This is a genomic window from Sedimenticola selenatireducens, assembly GCF_007625115.1.
GTDB lineage: Bacteria > Pseudomonadota > Gammaproteobacteria > Chromatiales > Chromatiaceae > Sedimenticola > Sedimenticola selenatireducens_A.
In genome coordinates this window covers 59,226-78,822 of record NZ_VMNH01000024.1, presented here as the reverse complement: position 1 = coordinate 78,822, position 19,597 = coordinate 59,226, and the positions used below count along the sequence as shown (strand labels likewise).

General features: G+C 47.2%; 22 protein-coding genes. 16 read left to right on the top strand and 6 right to left on the bottom strand.

The window, feature by feature from the left end; translation table 11 throughout:
* Positions 1-46: 46 nt before the first annotated feature.
* Positions 47-403 carry a hypothetical protein gene (locus tag FHP88_RS16580; RefSeq protein ID WP_144360216.1) on the top strand — a complete coding sequence of 119 codons (357 nt, stop codon included), beginning with the start codon at positions 47-49 and terminating at the stop codon, positions 401-403.
* 25 nt (positions 404-428) lie between these two features.
* Here FHP88_RS16580 and FHP88_RS16575 read toward each other — a convergent pair whose 3' ends face one another.
* The 4 genes from FHP88_RS16575 to FHP88_RS16560 form a co-directional block, all read right to left on the bottom strand.
* Positions 429-1,016, bottom strand: coding sequence for a hypothetical protein (locus tag FHP88_RS16575; protein WP_144360215.1), 588 nt, complete (start codon positions 1,014-1,016; stop codon positions 429-431).
* 53 nt (positions 1,017-1,069) lie between these two features.
* The gene (locus tag FHP88_RS16570; RefSeq protein WP_144360214.1) at positions 1,070-2,152 is read right to left on the bottom strand and encodes a cache and HAMP domain-containing protein; all 1,083 of its coding nucleotides are present in this window, start codon (positions 2,150-2,152) and stop codon (positions 1,070-1,072) included.
* Positions 2,153-2,452: 300 nt separating this feature from the next.
* Positions 2,453-2,815, bottom strand: coding sequence for a hypothetical protein (locus FHP88_RS16565; RefSeq protein ID WP_144360213.1), 363 nt, complete (start codon positions 2,813-2,815; stop codon positions 2,453-2,455).
* A 109-nt stretch (positions 2,816-2,924) separates the two neighbouring features.
* Positions 2,925-3,128, bottom strand: coding sequence for a DUF1127 domain-containing protein (locus FHP88_RS16560; RefSeq protein WP_144360212.1), 204 nt, complete (start codon positions 3,126-3,128; stop codon positions 2,925-2,927).
* Positions 3,129-3,275: 147 nt separating this feature from the next.
* Here FHP88_RS16560 and FHP88_RS16555 point away from each other — a divergent pair, with 147 nt between their 5' ends.
* From FHP88_RS16555 to FHP88_RS16540, 4 genes are all read left to right on the top strand, one after another.
* On the top strand, positions 3,276-4,697 hold the full coding sequence (locus FHP88_RS16555) for a PLP-dependent aminotransferase family protein (protein ID WP_144360211.1): 1,422 nt from the start codon (positions 3,276-3,278) through the stop codon (positions 4,695-4,697).
* Positions 4,694-5,320, top strand: a complete 627-nt coding sequence (locus tag FHP88_RS16550) for an NUDIX hydrolase (protein WP_144360210.1) — start codon at positions 4,694-4,696, stop codon at positions 5,318-5,320. The genes FHP88_RS16555 and FHP88_RS16550 overlap by 4 nt, the downstream gene beginning before the upstream one ends.
* Positions 5,321-5,421: 101 nt before the next feature.
* A complete protein-coding gene (locus FHP88_RS16545) occupies positions 5,422-6,870 on the top strand; it encodes an adenylate/guanylate cyclase domain-containing protein (protein ID WP_144360209.1) in 1,449 nt (482 codons plus the stop codon).
* Complete coding sequence (locus FHP88_RS16540) at positions 6,867-7,796, top strand: tetratricopeptide repeat protein (protein WP_144360208.1); 930 nt, start codon at positions 6,867-6,869, stop codon at positions 7,794-7,796. The genes FHP88_RS16545 and FHP88_RS16540 overlap by 4 nt, the downstream gene beginning before the upstream one ends.
* Positions 7,797-7,840: 44 nt before the next feature.
* Here FHP88_RS16540 and FHP88_RS16535 read toward each other — a convergent pair whose 3' ends face one another.
* Positions 7,841-8,821, bottom strand: coding sequence for a PDC sensor domain-containing protein (locus FHP88_RS16535; protein WP_144360207.1), 981 nt, complete (start codon positions 8,819-8,821; stop codon positions 7,841-7,843).
* A 29-nt stretch (positions 8,822-8,850) separates the two neighbouring features.
* Positions 8,851-9,465 carry a Maf family protein gene (locus tag FHP88_RS16530; protein ID WP_144360206.1) on the bottom strand — a complete coding sequence of 205 codons (615 nt, stop codon included), beginning with the start codon at positions 9,463-9,465 and terminating at the stop codon, positions 8,851-8,853.
* A gap of 375 nt (positions 9,466-9,840) precedes the next feature.
* Here FHP88_RS16530 and FHP88_RS16525 point away from each other — a divergent pair, with 375 nt between their 5' ends.
* From FHP88_RS16525 to pabC, 11 genes are all read left to right on the top strand, one after another.
* Positions 9,841-10,086, top strand: a complete 246-nt coding sequence (locus FHP88_RS16525) for an OadG family protein (RefSeq protein WP_144360205.1) — start codon at positions 9,841-9,843, stop codon at positions 10,084-10,086.
* A gap of 74 nt (positions 10,087-10,160) precedes the next feature.
* Entirely contained in the window at positions 10,161-11,930 is a 1,770-nt protein-coding gene (oadA, locus tag FHP88_RS16520; RefSeq protein WP_144360204.1) for a sodium-extruding oxaloacetate decarboxylase subunit alpha, read from the top strand.
* A gap of 1 nt (position 11,931) precedes the next feature.
* Positions 11,932-13,065, top strand: coding sequence for a sodium ion-translocating decarboxylase subunit beta (locus FHP88_RS16515; protein WP_144360203.1), 1,134 nt, complete (start codon positions 11,932-11,934; stop codon positions 13,063-13,065).
* Between the two features lie 147 nt (positions 13,066-13,212).
* Positions 13,213-13,743, top strand: a complete 531-nt coding sequence (locus FHP88_RS16510) for a YceD family protein (protein WP_144360202.1) — start codon at positions 13,213-13,215, stop codon at positions 13,741-13,743.
* 40 nt (positions 13,744-13,783) lie between these two features.
* Positions 13,784-13,963, top strand: a complete 180-nt coding sequence (rpmF, locus tag FHP88_RS16505) for a 50S ribosomal protein L32 (RefSeq protein ID WP_144360201.1) — start codon at positions 13,784-13,786, stop codon at positions 13,961-13,963.
* Positions 13,964-14,075: 112 nt separating this feature from the next.
* On the top strand, positions 14,076-15,101 hold the full coding sequence (gene plsX, locus FHP88_RS16500; RefSeq protein ID WP_144360200.1) for a phosphate acyltransferase PlsX: 1,026 nt from the start codon (positions 14,076-14,078) through the stop codon (positions 15,099-15,101).
* Positions 15,098-16,066: a beta-ketoacyl-ACP synthase III gene (locus FHP88_RS16495; protein ID WP_144360199.1), complete on the top strand. Its 969-nt coding sequence runs from the start codon at positions 15,098-15,100 to the stop codon at positions 16,064-16,066. The genes plsX and FHP88_RS16495 overlap by 4 nt, the downstream gene beginning before the upstream one ends.
* Before the next feature lie 28 nt (positions 16,067-16,094).
* The gene (fabG, locus tag FHP88_RS16490; RefSeq protein ID WP_144360198.1) at positions 16,095-16,835 is read left to right on the top strand and encodes a 3-oxoacyl-ACP reductase FabG; all 741 of its coding nucleotides are present in this window, start codon (positions 16,095-16,097) and stop codon (positions 16,833-16,835) included.
* A gap of 183 nt (positions 16,836-17,018) precedes the next feature.
* Positions 17,019-17,252 carry an acyl carrier protein gene (gene acpP / locus FHP88_RS16485; protein ID WP_046858560.1) on the top strand — a complete coding sequence of 78 codons (234 nt, stop codon included), beginning with the start codon at positions 17,019-17,021 and terminating at the stop codon, positions 17,250-17,252.
* A gap of 97 nt (positions 17,253-17,349) precedes the next feature.
* Positions 17,350-18,594, top strand: a complete 1,245-nt coding sequence (fabF, locus tag FHP88_RS16480) for a beta-ketoacyl-ACP synthase II (protein WP_144360197.1) — start codon at positions 17,350-17,352, stop codon at positions 18,592-18,594.
* Positions 18,595-18,732: 138 nt separating this feature from the next.
* The gene (gene pabC, locus FHP88_RS16475; protein WP_186297765.1) at positions 18,733-19,551 is read left to right on the top strand and encodes an aminodeoxychorismate lyase; all 819 of its coding nucleotides are present in this window, start codon (positions 18,733-18,735) and stop codon (positions 19,549-19,551) included.
* Positions 19,552-19,597: the final 46 nt, after the last annotated feature.

The following is a 19,597-nucleotide window of genomic DNA, read 5'->3' as shown; positions in this document are numbered from 1 at the left end:
CAGAAGCGTTATTTGAGCCTTTTTTATTTTAATGGTTTGAAATACTATGATTGGTCCGGTCGATTCCAACTGTGCGAAAACTCTCTGTAAGCGTCACCGAAAAGTCAGTGCGACAGCCTCTGAGGGCGAAGTTAATATTTTCTTTAACCTGTGTATGGACCGTGTGCACTATGTGCCAGAACGGCAGGCCATCTATTTCGTTGATTCGAGTTATGTCAATGTTCCCGATGTTCTCAGTCGTGTATTTTCAGGATTGGGTTGCAAACTCCAAATTGATCAACTTTATCTTGATCAGTTAAGTATTTTTAAAAGCCTGAAACGTGTAATTATAACAGAGGCACAAGCGCATGCCGTGATGGTGGCACTACGCATGGAAGGCATGCAGATTACAATTTCAAAATAACGGGTAGTGTTCTGTTACAGTAACCCTATTTCAATCGAAGCATTATATTTCGTTCGAGTTGCATGCTTTTTTCTTCGTCACGAATATCCTTGGCCAAATGGCTCAGTACCGTATGGATCTGATCTTGGGTGGGGGGATCACTCAACTCTCCCATATATTTTTTACACAACACTGAAGCAAAAGGCCCCATAAACTCAGTTGTCTCTTCAATTACTATGGCCAGAACCGATTGAAGCGCATGCCCGACACCTTTTGCCGCATCAACTGTGTTCTGTTGTAAAGGAAGAAACTGAGTTGTATCTTGGTTATAAGTGATACCCTCCAACTCATCAAGAATAACGTCTGTTGATGGTAGCTTTTGAGTAGTGGGCAATAGTTTTACACCCTTGTAAAAACGTGTCTTACAACTGCGTAGTTGGCTAATTGGTAATAGGGCATCGCTTCCTCTTATTGACTGGTATGAAAGCGCAATAATGTCCCCCTCATCAATAACGAGTTTTATGGTCGCACTCTTTTCTGTTATTAAGAAGAGCGTGCCCGTGTCATTTTCTAAGCAGTGTCGCTTTATCAGTGAGACGAGTCCCTGAAGAGTCTGATTCGTTTGTTGTGGCATAGGTCTACTCGTACTGTTATCAGCGAAAATCAAAGAGCAAAGTACAGTGTCATCTATTGACGTTGATAATGTTCCATTGATAAGCGCACGCTTTGACCTAGGCGTTCAATGGCTCGCGCCAAATCACCAAGTTCATCTTTTCGTTGGTTGTCAGCGGACTCTGAAGAAAAATCACCACGACTGACTTGATCGGCCACATGGGTTAATCGTTTTATTGGTTTGATTAAGCGGCCTGAAACTATCAGGGCAATGGTAAAGGCCAGTAAAACCGTACCAATTAATAAAACCTGTGCATTCTGATTGGTTTTCTCAAGTGAGGCATAGGCTTCTGCATAGTGTTGTTGTACAACAAGAATCCAGCCATGCGGTGTTTTGCTGGAGTAACTGATAACGCGATTGTTCTGTTCATCGATGTAGTCAATGTGATTATTATTGTCAAACATGAGTCCGCGATAGGCCGGGTGGCTGCTCATATCTTTTCTTTCGCTGGTGTATTCGTTAGAAGGATGGGCAATCACTCGACCATCTGGATCAAGAAGAAAGGCGTAACCGGTTGATCCGATCTTGGCATCTACCACCTTGCTGGACAGTTCTTTCAAGGTCATCGCAATGGCGAGAATACCGGTAGGTTTATCACCGCCATTCTTAATGGGGGTTGCCAATACCAGTGCTGGCTTTCCGGACGTTTTCCCCACCAGTACTTGTTGGCCCAATGGCTTGCCACCCAGAACCTGGCGCACATAACTTCTATCACCGTATTTTGTGAGTGGTTTGTCATCACTCCGGCTGATATTGTCGCCGTTGATAGCTACCGTAAAAGCCAGGTAAATCCACTCATATTGCTGATTAATTATCTTAAGAATGGGGGTTTGCTGATCCTTCTGCATGCTGGTAACAGCGGGAATATCAGAATTTTGTTTAAGCATGCGGACGTTCATCTCTACCCAGCCATCGATATAACTGCTGAGTGTTGATGAGGTTTGTGAGAGGCGTTGATTGACCTGTTCGTTAACCAGATGTTCCGTAGACTGTGATGTGGCATACCAGATCAGCGCAAGCGGTATTGTGGACACAAAAACCATAACGATAAGGAGTTTTGGAAAAATTCCCAGTTTGTTTCTATCGGCTTCGATCATATGTACTTACCTGCAATAAAGGATTGGTTTTGGGTACTCTGAACCGAAGAGCAATTACCATACCATTCACAAGTATTCTTACCGAGTTCTGTTAACGTGCTGAAAAAAATGAATTTATGCTAACCAATCACTTTTTGATAAAACAGAAAAATGGGCCAGTTACCACCCATTCATCTTGAAGTGATGGGCGAGGTTTCGCCGATTAATAATGCAGCGCGTGCACTTTTGGAGCAAAAATAAAAAAGGCCCTGGTGACTTGTCAGCAGGGCCTTTAGAGGATAGTAAACGGGTAAGTCTTGTTTACTTTGTCATCTCTTTAGCTTTTTCAATAACTTCGTTGGTTTTCTCTACAGTTGCCTGTTTAACCTCTTCATATTTCTGCTTGATCGCTTCCATATCAGCCTTTGGTTGTTCTGCGGGCATTGTGACTGCCTCGCCGGAAGGTGTTTCTACTCGATCTTTATTCATCTCAGTCCACTTCTGACGTGCGGCCTCTGTTGATTCAGAAACGGCATTGCCGATGTGTTTTGCCGATTCTTTCGCATGCTCAGTTGCTTTTTCCATGCTGGTTTTTTCGCCAGAGGTGTTTGCGGCCTGATTATCTGATCCGCAACCTGCCAAGAGCAGGGCCGTGATTGCAAAAAGTGCTGTCTGTTTCTTCATGAGTCTTCCTTAGTTAATCCTCTACCGAACAAAAGAACAGGTTCAGTTCTTTGTTACTACATAGTGAGGATGAGTCGACTCGTAATCAAGTAAACAAATGTAAATCTTGTTATTCGACCCAAAAGGGTTTTCCTGACTCTTGCTCAGCTTCACAGCGGCTTACGCCGATATCTTTAAGCATCCGATCATCCAGTCGTAAAAGGGCCCGCCTTTGACGGTAGCGTTCGTACCAGATCGTCAGCTGTACGGCTAAAGGGATGTGCTGAATGCACCTTCGTGTGGTCGAAGTCAATTTGAATAGAGTGAGTTCCATATCCGCTCCTGATGCCTGTTGATTGAAGCACAGTGTATGGGGTACTCTGTAATCATTACAGATTCAATATTATGAATAGTATTGCAGTACAGATATCTATATTACTGTCTGTACAGGTAAATATATCTCTCATCTGTGCTGGTAATTATGAAAAAGTATGAACAGGTAGCCCAAACAGTCAGTGAGCAGATTGCTCAGGGCATCTACAAAACAGGCGATCGCTTGCCTTCAATTCGCCACCTCAGTGAGCAGATGGGATTTAGTATATCCACTATTCAGGAGGCCTATATGCTTCTTGAGCAGCGTGGAATCACCGAGGTAAGGCCCAAATCGGGGCACTTTGTTACGCAGCAACAAAAACGCTTGCTCGATCTACCTGTCATGCCGGAATACTCTGCCAAACCAAAAGAGACAAGCACCTGGGCCAAGGTGTTTCATGTGCTCTATCAGGGAGAGAATGCGGATGTGCTTTTTTTGGGGCGTGCCGTTCCAAATTTATCCGTTGGGACGCTAAAACCCCTGCAGCGCTCATTAGCCACGCTGACCCGAAAAGGCGAGTTAAGGGGACTCTCTTACGACTATATATTTGGTTGTGATGAGTTACGCCGGCAGATTACCCGCCTTGCTGTGGATTCCGGTTGCAACCTTTCTGCTGATGAAGTGATTATTACCTCGGGATGCCAAGAGGCTCTGGCGAGTAGTCTGCGTGCCATTACCTCTCCTGGTGATACAGTGATTGTCGATTCCCCCAGTTTTTATGGCTCACTGCAGGCCATCGAGGCTTGTGGTCTTAAAACGCTTGAGCTGCCCACTCACCCAGAGAGGGGGATCAGTCTGACCGCTTTAGAACTGGCCTTTGAACAGTGGCCAGTAAAGGCTTGCCTGATTACCCCTACTTTTAATAATCCACTGGGATATACCATGTCGGATGAGAGGAAGGCGAGACTGGTGGGGTTACTGAATCGGTATGATGTTCCGCTGATCGAAGATGATATCTATGGTGATCTGTCGTATGAGATGCCGCGCCCGAGGACGGTCAAGTCCTTTGATACGGAAGGGCGGGTTATTCTCTGTTCATCATTTTCAAAATCGCTGGCCCCAGGTCTGCGTGTTGGCTGGGTAGCGCCAGGGCGATATGCCAGCAGCGTCATGCACATGAAATACATTTCGAGTATGAGTTCAGCTACACTGCCACAGTTAGCGGTAGCAGACTTTATTGCACGTGGTGGATATGACCGGCATTTAAAAAAGATGCGCGGTATTTATAAGCGGGGCAGGGATTATTTGCTGGAATGGATAACCCGCTATTTTCCAGAAGGTACACGCGTCTCACATCCTGAGGGTGGCTATCTATTGTGGGTTGAGTTACCTAAAAAAGTGGATTCCATGCAACTCACCACGCGGGCGATGGAACGAGGTGTGGGTATTGCTCCCGGAGAGTTATTCTCGAGTACCGGAAAGTTCACCCATCACATCCGATTGAATTATGCAGACTGTCCAAATGCTAAAATGGAGAGAGGCGTTAAGATGTTAGGTGAATTAGTTGCTGAGATGGATTCAAGTGGATGACTAAATTTGATCTGGACTGCACGGCTATCTCAAGAGTTCTGGCTGAGAAAGGCCAGCGAGTTCCTGAGCCCGTTGTCTATCCAGAGGGATTCTTCAATCGGCCACCCTCACCAGCCTCAGTATTGATACCGCTTTTTTGCGAAAATGGTGAATGGCGTGTCCTTTTCATCCGTCGCTCTGAACATGAGGATGACGAACATCACAGTGGCCAGGTCGCATTCCCAGGGGGAAAGCTGGATGACGTAGATCGTGATGCCTTTGACGCAGCACTGCGAGAAGCGCAGGAGGAGATTGGCCTGGACCCTGCTCATGTCTCGATTTTGGGGACACTTAAAACCTATCACACCATCAGTAATTTTCTCGTGACGCCTGTCGTTGCTCAAATCAATTGGCCAGTCACACTGGTGCTTGATGACCGTGAGGTCAGTCGTGTCTTTAGCATCCCCGTCTCATGGTTGGCTGATCCTGCCAATCACCAAATCAGTTGGCGCCGATTGAAAAGTGGTGATTCAGTAATTCCAGTGATCCACTTTCAGCGATATGAGGGGGAGCTGTTGTGGGGGATAACTGCGAAGTTAACGGTTAGCCTGCTATCACTTATTGGGTTACTCAATCCTCGATAATAATCCAGGTAAGAATTAATATCCCTATTCTGCGTCTATATACATGGTAGAATCGGTGGAAGCCATCGACTGGCGATGCCAGGACACAACATCTTCCCTTCATGAAAAACCTGACTAAACGACTGGAAAACTCATCGTTACCCTTGGCATTGAAGTGGTCGTTGATAATTGCCTGTTTTGTCTCTGTAGTAATGGGTTTGCTGGGTTGGTTCCTAATCGATCAGCAAACCAATACCTATCGACAGCAGAATGATATTTTGGGTCGGACTGTTGTTGATCAATTGGCACTGGCCGCCGGGGAGCCACTCCTGGCGGGAGATGATCTGAGTCTCCAGGTGTTGGTGCGGCAGCAGGAAAAGACGAAGCTGATTTTGGGTATGCAGGTGTTTGACCTTAATGGCAACATTAAGGCCAGCGCGGGTATCTCACCCATCGGTGACATTCTCTCTCTCACCCAGTCTGATGTACATACAGAGCAACTGCCGTGGAACACGCCTTATGTTAATGCGGTTTCGTTTTTAAGCCATATTATATTCAAAGATGTTACGGCTGGTTTTGCGGTAGTCAGCATTGATCAAGGTCCATTGGAACGGCAACTCAGTGCACTGACCGGCGCACTGATTACGACAACGCTGGGGCTTATCTTTATAGGTGCCATGCTGGCTATTCCACTGGCGCACCGACTGTGTCGGCCAATTTATCAGCTGGTTAAAGTGGGCGAGGCGATTGATAGTGGAGAGTTGCAAGCCCCCATCGCGGGTGCCAGAAAAGATGAGATTGGGCGCGTACTGGATGCCTTTCAGCATATGTCCGATGGCATGAAGAAGAAGCGAGAGGTTGAACAGGCGTTCTCGCGTTTTCTTTCACCGACAATCGCCCATCAAGTGTTAAATCAGCCTGATGGCAGCGAACTAGGGGGTATTACTGTAGAGGGGAGTGTGCTGTTTTGTGATGTGGTGGGTTTTACTGAATTGTCCGAAGACTTGTCTCCTCAAGAAGTTGGTGCACTGCTCAACCAATATTTCAGTTACTTCTCAATTGCCGCAGACAGTTGTAACGGAACCGTGGATAAATTTATCGGCGACTGTGTAATGATCCTATTTGGCGTGCCCGAATCAGACTTTTCACATGGTTTGCACGCAGTTACATGTGCCGTGCTGATTCAGGAAATTGCAACCCGGATAAACCACCAGCGGGCAAAAGAGGGATTGCCACTGGTACAGTTCAAAATTGGCATTAATAGTGGTCAAATGCTGGCAGGAAACTTAGGCAGTGCAGAGCGAATGCAGTACACCGTTGTAGGCGATGCAGTCAATTTAACCTCAAGAATATGTGATATCTGTACACCCGGTCAGATACTGGTCACTGAAGAGACGCTGTCCCAGCCAGGTATTAGCGCATTGGTGAGAGTGACGCCTCAGGAGACCGTAAGAGTTAAAGGGCGCCGACAACTCGTCACCCCCTATTTAATTGACAGTGATTCATTTCTTGCTGAATCAAGATTTCAAGATAGTCTGGAAAAAATACTGCCAATGGAGGCGGTTTCATGAGGCGTCTGGTTTTACTGGTTTTGATGGGTCTGCTGACTAGCTGTACAGTGCTGGAAACAAAACAGGAGCAACCTGAGCGTACTTTATCGACAGCTGAACTTATTAAACAGGCTCGGACGCTTCAACAGAAAGAGCAGTGGTCAGAGGCACTGGTACTCCTCAGAAAAAAGGGGGGTACTGAGCCGAGGGATGAGCAGATTGAAAGTCTTGAGGCGGAGATAAGACGTGATTGGACCATGCAAAAAAGAAATAGTGAGGACTGGATACTGGTCTTTGAAACGCGTAGTTTGAAACAGAAACTTCCCCATCTTGAGCGTTTGGCAAAAATTGATTCTGAGAACCTGATTACCCGATCCCGGCTACTTTTTTGGACGAAGCTTTTAGAATCAAAAGTCGCCTCTTTGATCTCCTGTGGTTCGATGCATCTGCATCTTGACCCAGCACTCGCCGAGGCCTGCACGATGTTGTCCGAAGAGATCAAACCGACCAAAGAGAGTGCCCATCTACTCTCAAAAATCAAAAAAACACGTGCCGAAGAAAAAAGTGTTCAACAAAGCAAGGAAGCGGTTCGGGCAAAGCGAAACTTATCACAGCAACGGGATCGTTTGTTGGCACAGGCCAAAACACTGCGTGATGAAGAGGACTATCCAGAAAGCATCCATAGTCTACAACGTCTGCTCAAATTAATACCGAATGATAGCGAAGCAATTACTCTCCTTAAAGAGGTGACGGCCGTCAGAGATCAACGGGTAGAGAAGTTAATAAAATTTGGTGATGCGCTTTATCGGGATGAACAGATAGATCAGGCTGTTTCAGTTTGGGAGTCTGCAGAAAAACTGGATGAGGGACGTGCGGATATTGCCAGTAGAATTGATCGTGCCATGAAAGTACTGGAGCGACTTCGCGAGATTAAGAAAGAACAGTAGCGTTCACTTATGATCCCACTCTATTCGCAATAATCAGTGACACTTTAAGACGGCTCTTCTTCAACGGGCCGGGTAGTAGAGGCGATCGCACCTGACCAAAAGGCGTTAGAGGAATCCAGAAAATCATCCCATGGAATATAGTGAGAGCCATCACAAGAGAAGTTGAGACCGACTAATCCATTGAAGATATTGATTGAGCCTGAGCGGAGATAGATCGTCTCATCTGCTAAGCGTAATTTTTTAAATCCTTCCAGGATTTTCTTTATAGCGCTCTGTGGCAAATGGGCGTTTTCAGGATAGGGTCTAACCGGATAGGCGAGACAGATATCGGGATCAATTAAATCCTCAACTTCCAGAATACGATAGCGGTAGGGGTCATCCATAACCCACAGCGTAGCCCTGCTGCTGGAGAAGTGGAGTTTACCGTGAAAGACACCGCGATGAGCCATCAGCTCTTCACAGATAGACATCACTTCATCAATATGACTGTCCAATACACTTTTTACGCGCGTCTGCTGAAAGAGCAGGCCACGAATCGAGGGGTCTCCTTTCATCTGACGCCACTGATCTGGTTCGTCGTAGAGTTGTTGGGTCAGTGGCAGATCGCGCAAGTCAAAATCAGCTCCAATCAAGCCAATCACCTTTCCATCACGTTTCACCAGCTGAATGGCAGTAATACTGGGGCGGGCTGAGAGCAAACTGATATAGGCTTCCGAGAGAAGATAATCCACGGCAGGATAAATGCTGTTGAGATAAGGGCGTTCAGAGCGATTTCTTCCGTAATGCTCAGGATAGGAGCCGTTTGAGTTGACATTGTCTGAAACCTGAATGGCATCTGTTCCCAGCGCATAGATATAGGCACAATAGGGAAGCTCTGGGACGTGCTTTTTGAGTACGTCATTCAGGGCGTATCGATCAGGCCATGCTTCTGCGCAAGCCGCAGCTATTTTACCCAGAATGGGACGTATTAATTTGCCCAGGGTGTGTCGCTGTTTGCGAATGCTCTTCTGTATGGTGCTATTCAACGTATACTTCCGATTAGAATTTACAGGGATCAGGGGATGCAGATCCCTTCCTTCTCAAGAAAACTGATCAGGCGAATCAACGGTAAGCCAATCAAGCTGTTTGGATCATCGCCTTCCAGTCGACTGAATAGCGCAATGCCAAGACCTTCTGATTTAAAGCTCCCAGCACAGTTGTAGGGTTCCTCCGCATCAAGGTAACGTTCAATCTGTTGAAGAGATAGCTTCCTGAAATAGACTGTGAAGGGTTCGCAGATGACTTGGCTATTACCTGAGGCACTATTGAGCAAACAGAGACCTGTGAAGAAGGTGACTTTGTTGCCAGATGCCATTGCGAGTTGTTTGATGGCATTCTCACGATTGCCTGGTTTTCCAAGGATTTGACTACCAATACAGGCCACCTGATCTGAACCGATAACCAGTGCTTCTGGGTGTCTTTCTGCAACCCCCTGTGCTTTTTCAGTCGCAAGACGCATCACTAGCGCTTCTGGTGATTCCCCCGTTTGTTGTCGCTCATCAATGTCAGGTGAATCGACCTCAAAATCAATGCGTAGTTTTTCCAGCAATGTTCGACGAAAAGGGGAGGTTGACCCCAGTACAATCTTTGGCCAGTGACTTTGCTTGAGTGCATCATTTGAACTGTTCATCGGTGTCAGTTTTCGGATGGTGTGAGGGTAAATAGTTATTTTCTAATACTATCAAATTACCGTTTCGAAAGGGACAAAATAAAGCGATACTGTCCAGTAAATTTCTTTGCACTATCTTCGCTATATTGCAATGTATTGACATTTTTAATACACCCATATACATTGAAAAAAAGCATTGAACATTTCAATACTAAACATCTATTCATGATATACACAAAGAATATCAATGAGATATAAAACCATATAATTTAAGTAGACTTGACAAAAGCGCCCTATATCCCATAGAAATGCTCACCGAATTAAGTCTTTGCTAATACTTAACTATCCGTCGTAACGTCATCGATAGTAACTCTAGGCAAAAAGGGGCTGACTCATATGCAAGTATCCAATCTGTTGATCGAGGGTGTGAACCTGATGCTGTTAGGCATGGGAAGCGTCTTTATCTTCCTGACTGTATTGGTTCTGGCAATGAGCGGGGTCTCCTATTTAGCCAAGACATTGTTCAAGGATGATCCTCGCGAAAAGCTCGCGTCAGAAATGACCCTTTCACCATCAGCAAATGAGGGTGACGAGATCATTGCAGTTATCTCTGCGGCTATTAGCCGTTATCGAGCCAAGTAATCAAGCGGACGCTTTTTATACTGTAAGTAAATAAAGCGATCTTTGCGTATAACACTCTAGTAAAGTGAAATCCCATGAGCATTAACACCCAACTCGGTATTACCGAAGTCGTTCTACGCGACGCCCACCAATCACTCTTCGCCACACGCTTGCGAATTGATGACATGCTGCCAATCGCCTCCAAGCTCGACCAGATCGGATTCTGGTCATTGGAGACATGGGGAGGCGCCACATTCGACTCCTGTATTCGTTTTTTGGGTGAAGACCCCTGGGAGCGTCTGCGTCTACTCAAACAGGCCATGCCAAATACCCCACAGCAGATGTTGTTCCGCGCTCAAAATATATTGGGTTATCGCCACTATGCGGATGATGTTGTGGAGCGTTTTGTAGAGCGGGCTGCTGCCAACGGGATGGATGTTTTCCGTATCTTTGATGCAATGAATGATCTGCGCAATCTGGAAACCGCGGTAAAAGCCACCCTGAAAGTGGGTAAGCATGCCCAGGGCACTATCTCTTATACGGTAAGTCCTGTTCATGATACGGCTTATTGGCTGAATATGGCCAAGGGGCTCGAGGATATGGGCTCAACCTCAATCTGTGTCAAAGATATGGCGGGTCTGCTGAAGCCCTATGTGGCCTTTGATTTGATCAGTCAGATTAAGGCGACGGTTTCAATTCCTGTTGCCTTGCATTGTCATGCCACCACGGGCTTGAGTACGGCCACCATTCTCAAGGCTGCCGAAGCCGGGGTGGATATGGTCGATACCTCCATCTCTTCAATGAGCATGACGTATGGTCATTCTCCAACGGAGTCTGTGGTATCAATTCTGGAAGGAACAGAAAGAAACACAGGATTGGATATCCATCTGCTGGAAGAAATCGCGGCATATTTCAGAAATGTACGTAAAAAATACGCCAAGTTCGAAGGTGCGCTGAAAGGCGTTGACTCCAGAATTCTGGTTGCCCAAGTACCCGGCGGCATGCTGACAAATATGGAAGGCCAACTTAAAGAGCAGGGTGCATCTGATAAGCTGGATGCCGTTTTAGAAGAGATTCCTCGTGTAAGAAAAGATCTCGGCTACATCCCGTTGGTCACACCGACGTCGCAAATCGTCGGTACGCAAGCGGTCATCAATGTCCTTAATGGTGAGCGCTATAAGAATATTACCAAAGAGACTGCAGGTGTACTCAAGGGCGAATATGGCGCCACCCCTGGGGCCGTTGATAAGGCCTTACAAGCCAGGGTGCTGGATAGCTCAGACCCGATCTGCTGCCGTCCCGCCGATCTGCTCGAACCCGAAATGGAAAAACTGACCACCGAATTCCAACAGATTGCACAAGAGAAGGGGATACGCATTGCTGATTCACTGGAAGACGATGTCCTGATCTACGCATTGTTCCCCCAAATTGGTCTCAAGTTTCTAGAGAACAGGGACAATCCTGACGCTTTTGAACCCGCACCTCAGCTTTGTGAGGAAGCAGCGGTGGCAGCACCTACAGCAAAAGCCTCGACAGTTTCAGGACCCGAGGCTTATACGGTCAATGTTAATGGAAAGAATTATAACGTCACCGTATCCGCTGGCGGAGAGATTCAACATGTCGCACCAAAAGCGGTCGCTGATTCCTCTGTAGGTGAGACAATTCCGGCCCCTCTTGCCGGTAATATATTTAAGGTGAAGGTGGCAGTCGGTCAAACTGTCAAGGCGGGGGACGTCATCATGATCATGGAGGCGATGAAAATGGAGACGGAGGTAAGATCACCTCGCGGAGGTGTAATCGCCAGTATTGCAGCCAAGGAAGGTGACACTGTGCAAGTCGGCGACACACTCGTGGTGTTTGACTGATATGGGTGGCGCTGAAGCTCTCTGGCATTCGATGGGAATCGCCAATATGACCTGGGGCCAACTCTTAATGATGTTGGTGGGTTGTCTTTTGATCTATTTGGCGGTCGCTAAAAAATTCGAACCGCTGTTATTACTTCCCATTGGCTTTGGGGCAATATTGAGCAATATCCCCGAGGCGGGAATCGCAGAGGCCGGAGGTCTCCTCTACTATGTCTATAGTGCCGGCATTGAGACGGGGATATTTCCGTTACTGATCTTCATGGGTGTAGGTGCACTCACTGATTTCAGTGCATTGATCGCAATGCCCTCGACCCTGTTTCTGGGTGCCGCCGCTCAATTTGGTATTTTTGCCACCCTCTTAGGGGCGCTGACACTCAATTTCATCCCAGGCTTTAATTTCTCTTTGGCCGATGCCTCGGCAATTGCAATTATTGGGGGGGCGGATGGTCCTACGGCAATCTTTCTCGCATCCCGACTTGCACCTGATTTACTGGGGGCGATTGCTGTCGCAGCATACTCTTACATGGCGTTGGTCCCTATTATCCAGCCGCCAATTATGCGACTGCTGACGACAGAAAAAGAGCGCAATATTGTCATGTCCCAGCTCCGTCCAGTGAGTCGTCTGGAAAAAATACTGTTTCCCTTTACGGTCTTGCTGCTCTGTATTCTGTTTCTTCCTTCAGCGGCCCCACTGATAGGCATGCTGATGTTCGGCAATATATTAAAAGAGGTCGGGGTTGTAGATCGTCTTAGCCGGGCAGCACAGAATGAAATCATTAACATAGTGACTATATTTCTGGGCCTTGCAGTCGGTTCAAAACTCTCGGCAGATAAATTCCTTACCCTTGATACCCTCGGCATTCTGGCGCTGGGTGCAGTGGCCTTTTGCATTGGTACGGCCGCGGGTGTTTTGATGGGAAAAGTGATGTGCAAACTGACAGGCGGAAAAGTTAACCCCCTGATTGGTGCCGCAGGTGTATCGGCGGTACCTATGGCGGCACGGGTAGTGAATAAAGTGGGACTTGAGTCAAATCATCACAATTTTTTACTGATGCACGCCATGGGGCCTAACGTGGCGGGTGTCATCGGGTCAGCCGTAGCGGCGGGTGTGCTGCTGGCCTTGGTCGGACATTAATAGCAAATTCACCAGGAATTAAACAAATTTAGTTGCCGGCGGTCCTCTCCCAGTGTTCATGGCAATTTGAGTCGCAGAATGATCTAAGCTCCGAGACGGTGTTATTTTTTTGACGTTTACTACGTCTCGTAATATCATTGCGCGCTTATGTCATCACGCCTGCCTGAAAACGTTGATCCAAGGCGCCTTGCAACCCAGGGAGCGGCCTATTCAGGAACGGTGGATTTAGCCAAACTTGGGCGTTTGAGTGAGGCATTGCTAGACGCCACTGGGCAGGCTGAATTCAGTATTGAGTTTTATCGGGATAACCGAAATCGGGCGCGAATTAAAGGATTAGTGAAGGCGGATTTGGTATTGGAATGCCAGCGCTGCCTTGGCGCAATGATATATCCGGTGGATGCCGGACTAGATCTGGCGGTAGTTAAGGTACCTGAAGAAGCCGACACTTTGCCTGAGTCCTGTGACCCTGTATGGGTTGAAGAGGATACATTGCGGCTGCTAGATTTGGTGGAAGATGAGTTAATTCTCGCGATTCCGCAGGTACCAAGGCACGAAGAACATGCCTGTAGCATTGACTGGAATAACCCAGCTGATGAAGTACAGGATGAACAGGAAGATGATCTATCGGATAAACCGAATCCATTTGCCGTACTGGCTGGATTAAAATCTGATAAGTAGTTTATTTTATTGTATTTATTGTATATCAGGAGCTTGAACCATGGCGGTCCAGCAGAATAGAAAAACCCCTTCAAAGCGTGGCATGCGTCGTTCACACGATGCACTTGAGGGTAAAACACTCTCCATCGATCCTACCTCTGGTGAGACCCATCTTCGTCATCACGTCTCTCCTGACGGTTTTTACCGTGGCCGTAAGGTTGTTAGCGGTAAGGGCGAATAACCCCTCTTTACCGTGGGTAGTCGATTGTTGTACCTCACAACCGTCCCGAAGGGGCGGTTGTGTATTTTAGCGCCTGTAAAAGAAATTTTTATGCGTCCCCGAGGAAACTGAAGTGACTGATCGGATAACGATAGCCTTGGATGCGATGGGAGGGGATTTTGGCCCCTCTGTCGTTGTCCCAGCTGCGATCGATTTTCTTAAAAAAGATAACGATGTAGATCTGATCCTTGTTGGACGGGAAGAGGCAATAAAACAACATCTCGGTCAGTATTCACTCAGTGAACACTTGCGCATCCATCCAGCTTCTGAAGAAGTAGCGATGGATGAGTTGCCATCCAGAGCGCTACGTGGCAAGAAAGACTCATCGATGCGAGTGGCCATCGACCTTGTAAAAGAGGGGCAGGCGCATGCCTGTGTCAGCGCCGGTAACACCGGCGCACTGATGGCAACAGCCAGATTTGTACTCAAGATGTTACCTAATGTTGATCGTCCAGCCATTATCTCAGCGCTTCCTTCCATTTCGGGACATACCTGGGTGCTTGATCTGGGAGCAAATGTGGAGAGCACCTCAGATCATCTTTTCCAATTTGCAGTGATGGGCAGTGAGTTGGTTAACTCATTGGATGAAGAGATTTCCAATCCGCGGATTGGATTACTGAATATTGGCCAAGAAGAGATCAAAGGAAATGATCAGGTTAAGCGCGCCCATGAACTGTTGAATAATAGTTCCTTGAACTATATCGGGTATGTAGAAGGTGATGACGTCTATTGTGGTGATGTCGACGTCGTTGTTACCGATGGTTTTGTAGGCAACATTGCCCTGAAGAGTGCAGAGGGTGTGGCAAAAATGATCGCCCACTATCTGAAGCGCGGATTCAAACGTAATTTCTTTACGAAATTGGCAGGTGTGCTGGCCATCCCTGTTATGAACGGCTTCAAGAAGAAAATTGATCCACGCAGGTATAATGGCGCCACCCTTTTGGGTTTACGGGGCATTGTAATCAAAAGTCATGGTGGTGCAGATATCTTGGCATTCAATCACGCAATTAAAATGGCGAAAAAAGCAGTTCACACCAATGTGCCAGAGCGAATCGCACACGGTGTAGAAAGCCAACTTGAAAAAAGGGTAAACGAGTGACGTATTCCCGCATAATCGGTACAGGCAGTTATCTGCCAGAAAATGTTCTCACAAATGATGACCTTGCCAAAATGGTTGACACCTCTGACCAATGGATCAGGGAGAGAACAGGCATTCATAAACGGCATATCGCAGTAGAGGGTGAAACTACCTGTGATTTAGCAGAAAAGGCCGCACGTAACGCCATTGAGGCATCCGGAAAAAGTATTTCAGATATTGATCTGATTGTGGTTGCAACGACTACAGCCGACCAGATTTTCCCCAGTACTGCTTGTCTATTACAGAGTCGCCTGGATATCCATGGCTGCGCTGCCTTTGATGTTCAGGCTGTTTGCACCGGTTTTATCTATGCCCTTAGTGTGGCCGATAACTTTATTCGCGCAGGTAATGCTACCTGTGCACTGGTTGTCGGTGCAGAGACATTTTCAAGAATTCTTAACTGGGAAGATCGTGGCACCTGTATTCTATTTGGCGATGGTGCAGGTGCGGTTGTCATTGAAAAGAGTGATGAACCCGGCATACTCTCTACCCATCTGCATGCTGATGGTGACTATGCCAATCTTCTTCACGTCCCTGAGGGTGTCTCCAAAGGGTATGATGTCGTAAGACAGAATGCGGCCTTTGTTGAAATGAAAGGGAATGAAGTTTTTAAAATGGCCGTCAATACGCTCGGACGAATTGTCGACGAGACATTGGACAAGAATGGCATGCAGAAATCTGACGTGGACTGGTTGATTCCACATCAGGCAAACATTCGAATTATCAAGGCTACAGCACGTAAACTTGGAATGCCGATGGATCAGGTGGTTGTTACAGTCCACGATCATGGTAATACCTCTGCAGCCTCTGTACCTTTGGCACTTGATGTTGCTGTGCGCGATGGCCGAATCAAACGCGGTGAAACCTTGTTAATGGAAGCGTTTGGTGGTGGTTTCACCTGGGGCTCCGTACTGGCCCGGTATTAACTGATCTGTAATACGATTGGAGAGTTACATGTTAGAGAATGAAATTGCACTGGTAACTGGTGCAAGTCGTGGAATAGGTGAAGCGATAGCGGCCGGATTGGGCGAACAAGGTGCAACTGTTATTGGTACAGCGACGTCTGAGAATGGTGCCGCTGCAATTTCCAAACGATTTGCTGATGCCGGGATCAAAGGGTTGGGTATGGTTCTGGATGTAACCAACCCCGAATCGATTGATACGGTACTTAAAACAATCACTGAGCAATTTGGCGCCCCCACAATATTGGTAAATAATGCGGGTATTACACGCGACAATCTCCTCATGCGCATGAAAGATGATGAGTGGGACTCAATCCTGAATACCAACTTGACCTCTGTCTACAGATTGTCCAAAGCGTGCCTTCGGTCAATGATGAAGGCACGTAAGGGCCGTATCATCAGCATCGGTTCTGTGGTTGGTTCTACCGGTAATGCCGGACAAACCAATTATGCGGCGGCGAAAGCGGGTATGATTGGATTTACCAAATCGATGGCCCGCGAAGTTGGATCGCGCGGTATCACAGTGAATGCTATTGCACCCGGTTTTATTGACACAGATATGACACGCGAGTTACCAGAAGAGCTGCATAAAAAAATGCTTTCTGATATCCCGCTAGGTCGTTTGGGGTCACCAAAAGAGATCGCAAATGCCGTTGTTTTTCTTGCGTCAGCAGCAGCAGATTACATCACTGGTGAGACGTTACATGTAAATGGCGGCATGTATATGGGGTAAACCCTAATGTTTTTTGGTGTCTTAAAACATTAACTACGTGGTTTAACTTGTTGTTTTAATAATTATTTAATCGAATATCAAAAAAGAGCCAATTTGCTTTGAACTTTTGAGGTTTGATGAATACAATACCCGTCGGTCGTGTGACAAGCCGACCATCTTTTTTTACCGGAGGAATTTAAGAACATGAGCTCTGTCGAAGAACGTGTTAAGAAGATAGTTGTTGAACAGCTGGGTGTATCTGAAGACGAGGTGACCCTAGAAGCCTCTTTTGTGGACGATCTGGGTGCAGACTCTCTTGACACAGTCGAGCTGGTCATGCAACTGGAAGAAGAGTTCGGTACTGAAATTCCAGATGAAGACGCAGAAAAAATCACCACCGTTAAACTGGCCGTCGAGTACATCAACGCTCATAGTTGATTTACTCTAGCCTGTTTGATTCAAGGCCGCACAGCCGTAAAGCGACTGGTTGCGGCTTTTTTGCTTTAAAATGATCCCAATAGGGGGAAGGTCTCTGATGTCTGGAAGAAGGGTTGTTATAACTGGGCTCGGTATGGTTGCACCAGTTGGACATACAGTAAAAGAATCCTGGGAGAATATTCTTGCAGGCAAGAGTGGTATTCAACCGATTACCCATTTTGATATTGAACCTTTCAGCGTCCACTTTGGCGGTCCAATCTACGGTTTCGATGTCACTCAGTATGTGCCAAAGAAAGACGTGCGAAAAATGGATAAGTTCATCCATTATGGTATCGCGGCTGGCTCTCAGGCGATTGAAGACTCTGGCCTGGAAATCACTGATGAGAATGCCCCTCGCATTGGCGTCGCCATTGGATCGGGTATTGGCGGTATTACCGGGATTGAGAACAGCTATCACGCTTATCTTGATGGCGGTCCAAGAAAAATATCACCGTTCTTTGTACCGGCCAATATCGTTAACATGGTTGCCGGTAACCTCTCAATCAAATACGGATTGAAAGGCCCGAACTATTCAATTGTTTCTGCTTGCAGCACCGGTACACACAACATTGGTGAGGCGACACGATTGATTCGTCATGGCTATGTGGATGCAATGGTTGCAGGTGGTGCAGAGATGGCTACCTCGCCTGTTGGACTCGGCGGCTTTGCCGCGGCCCGTGCACTGTCGACCCGAAATGATGACCCACAAGCAGCCAGCCGTCCGTGGGACAGAGATCGTGATGGCTTTGTACTCAGTGATGGCGCTGGCGTCATGGTGCTGGAAGAGTACGAGTCGGCCAAGGCGCGTGGTGCCAATATCTATGCCGAGATCGTCGGTGTTGGCATGAATTCAGATGCTTATCACATGACAGCCCCCTCAGTGGGTGGTGAAGGTGCCAGCGAGTGCATGCATCTGGCCATGAGAGATGGTGGCATTAATTTGGAAGAGATTGATTATATCAATGCCCATGGTACGTCTACGCCGGCGGGTGACGTCGCAGAGACATTGGGTATTAAACGGGCCTTTGGTGATCATGCCTATAAACTGGCAGTCAGTTCAACCAAATCCATGACCGGTCATATGTTAGGTGCAGCGGGTAGTGCTGAAGCGGTGTTCACCGCCTTAGCCATTCGTGATCAAGTGGCACCGCCTACGATCAACCTGGATAATCCGGACCCTGATTGTGATCTTGATTATGTACCGAATACCGCAAGGGCCATGAAGATTGATGTGGCGCTTTCCAACTCGTTTGGATTTGGTGGCACCAACGGTACTCTGGCCTTCCGTCGTATGACTGATTGATAGAAACGAACGGAGCTTCTCCGCTTCTGTACTGAATAAAAAGCGCCTATTTATTAGGCGCTTTTTATTTTCGGATAAACAATCTAGACGTTACAATCAAGGTCCTTTTTATTGAGTGTCTGACATTGGGGATTGCGCTTGCTGATCAACGGTAAAACTGAAACACAGATCTCAGCGACTGATCGGGGCTTGCAGTATGGTGATGGTCTATTTGAGACAATGACAGTCCGTGATGGACGTCCCTGTCTCTGGCACCAGCACATGGAGAGACTTCAGAGTGGTTGCCATCGACTGAATATACCGGCTCCAGACAGTTCAGTGCTCTACGATGAAGTGCGGCAAGAGATTGGCGTTGCAAATCACGGCGTAATAAAAGTGATCGTCACACGCGGTCCTGGTGGAAGAGGTTACACCCCGCAGTCAGAATCGATTTCCACCCGAATTGTCAATTGGAGTGAAATGCAAGAATACCCGGCTGAGTATTATCAGAAAGGGATCGTAGCAAGGCTCTGCTCAACTCGCCTGGGATGGAATCCGACCCTTGCAGGGATTAAGCATTTAAACAGACTTGAGCAAGTCATGGCTCGGTCTGAGTGGAATGATCCCTCCATTCAAGAGGGTTTGATGATGGATTCGGCCAGTTATGTTATCGAAGGGACCTTTTCCAATCTCTTTGTCATGCAAAATGGTCGTCTTGTTACACCTGATCTCAGTCGCTGTGGTGTAGCTGGCGTCATGCAAGGTGTGGTAATGCGAACGGCGGAAAAGTTAGGAGTACCAGTGACCGTTGATAATATCTCTGTACAAGATTTGTGGAGTGCAGATGCACTGTTTGTAACCAATTCGTTAATAGGTCTCTGGCCAGTACGCGAACTCTCAGGACATGAGTTCTCCATTGACGTAATCCCGGAAATACTCACCACTACGGTAATGTCAGAGGCCTTCAATCATGAATAAGCAATATGTGCTGATCGTCAGCGTTAACTCTGCCTGGTAGTGCCAG

Bases quoted from the DNA above. Each gene is read 5' to 3' on its own strand.
- FHP88_RS16580 (WP_144360216.1), top strand. From the start codon at position 47: ATGATTGGTCCGGTCGATTCCAACTGTGCGAAAACTCTCTGTAAGCGT.
- FHP88_RS16575 (WP_144360215.1), bottom strand. From the start codon at position 1,016: ATGCCACAACAAACGAATCAGACTCTTCAGGGACTCGTCTCACTGATA.
- FHP88_RS16570 (WP_144360214.1), bottom strand. From the start codon at position 2,152: ATGATCGAAGCCGATAGAAACAAACTGGGAATTTTTCCAAAACTCCTT.
- FHP88_RS16565 (WP_144360213.1), bottom strand. From the start codon at position 2,815: ATGAAGAAACAGACAGCACTTTTTGCAATCACGGCCCTGCTCTTGGCA.
- FHP88_RS16560 (WP_144360212.1), bottom strand. From the start codon at position 3,128: ATGGAACTCACTCTATTCAAATTGACTTCGACCACACGAAGGTGCATT.
- FHP88_RS16555 (WP_144360211.1), top strand. From the start codon at position 3,276: ATGAAAAAGTATGAACAGGTAGCCCAAACAGTCAGTGAGCAGATTGCT.
- FHP88_RS16550 (WP_144360210.1), top strand. From the start codon at position 4,694: ATGACTAAATTTGATCTGGACTGCACGGCTATCTCAAGAGTTCTGGCT.
- FHP88_RS16545 (WP_144360209.1), top strand. From the start codon at position 5,422: ATGAAAAACCTGACTAAACGACTGGAAAACTCATCGTTACCCTTGGCA.
- FHP88_RS16540 (WP_144360208.1), top strand. From the start codon at position 6,867: ATGAGGCGTCTGGTTTTACTGGTTTTGATGGGTCTGCTGACTAGCTGT.
- FHP88_RS16530 (WP_144360206.1), bottom strand. From the start codon at position 9,465: ATGAACAGTTCAAATGATGCACTCAAGCAAAGTCACTGGCCAAAGATT.
- FHP88_RS16525 (WP_144360205.1), top strand. From the start codon at position 9,841: ATGCAAGTATCCAATCTGTTGATCGAGGGTGTGAACCTGATGCTGTTA.
- oadA (WP_144360204.1), top strand. From the start codon at position 10,161: ATGAGCATTAACACCCAACTCGGTATTACCGAAGTCGTTCTACGCGAC.
- FHP88_RS16515 (WP_144360203.1), top strand. From the start codon at position 11,932: ATGGGTGGCGCTGAAGCTCTCTGGCATTCGATGGGAATCGCCAATATG.
- FHP88_RS16510 (WP_144360202.1), top strand. From the start codon at position 13,213: ATGTCATCACGCCTGCCTGAAAACGTTGATCCAAGGCGCCTTGCAACC.
- rpmF (WP_144360201.1), top strand. From the start codon at position 13,784: ATGGCGGTCCAGCAGAATAGAAAAACCCCTTCAAAGCGTGGCATGCGT.
- fabG (WP_144360198.1), top strand. From the start codon at position 16,095: ATGTTAGAGAATGAAATTGCACTGGTAACTGGTGCAAGTCGTGGAATA.
- acpP (WP_046858560.1), top strand. From the start codon at position 17,019: ATGAGCTCTGTCGAAGAACGTGTTAAGAAGATAGTTGTTGAACAGCTG.
- fabF (WP_144360197.1), top strand. From the start codon at position 17,350: ATGTCTGGAAGAAGGGTTGTTATAACTGGGCTCGGTATGGTTGCACCA.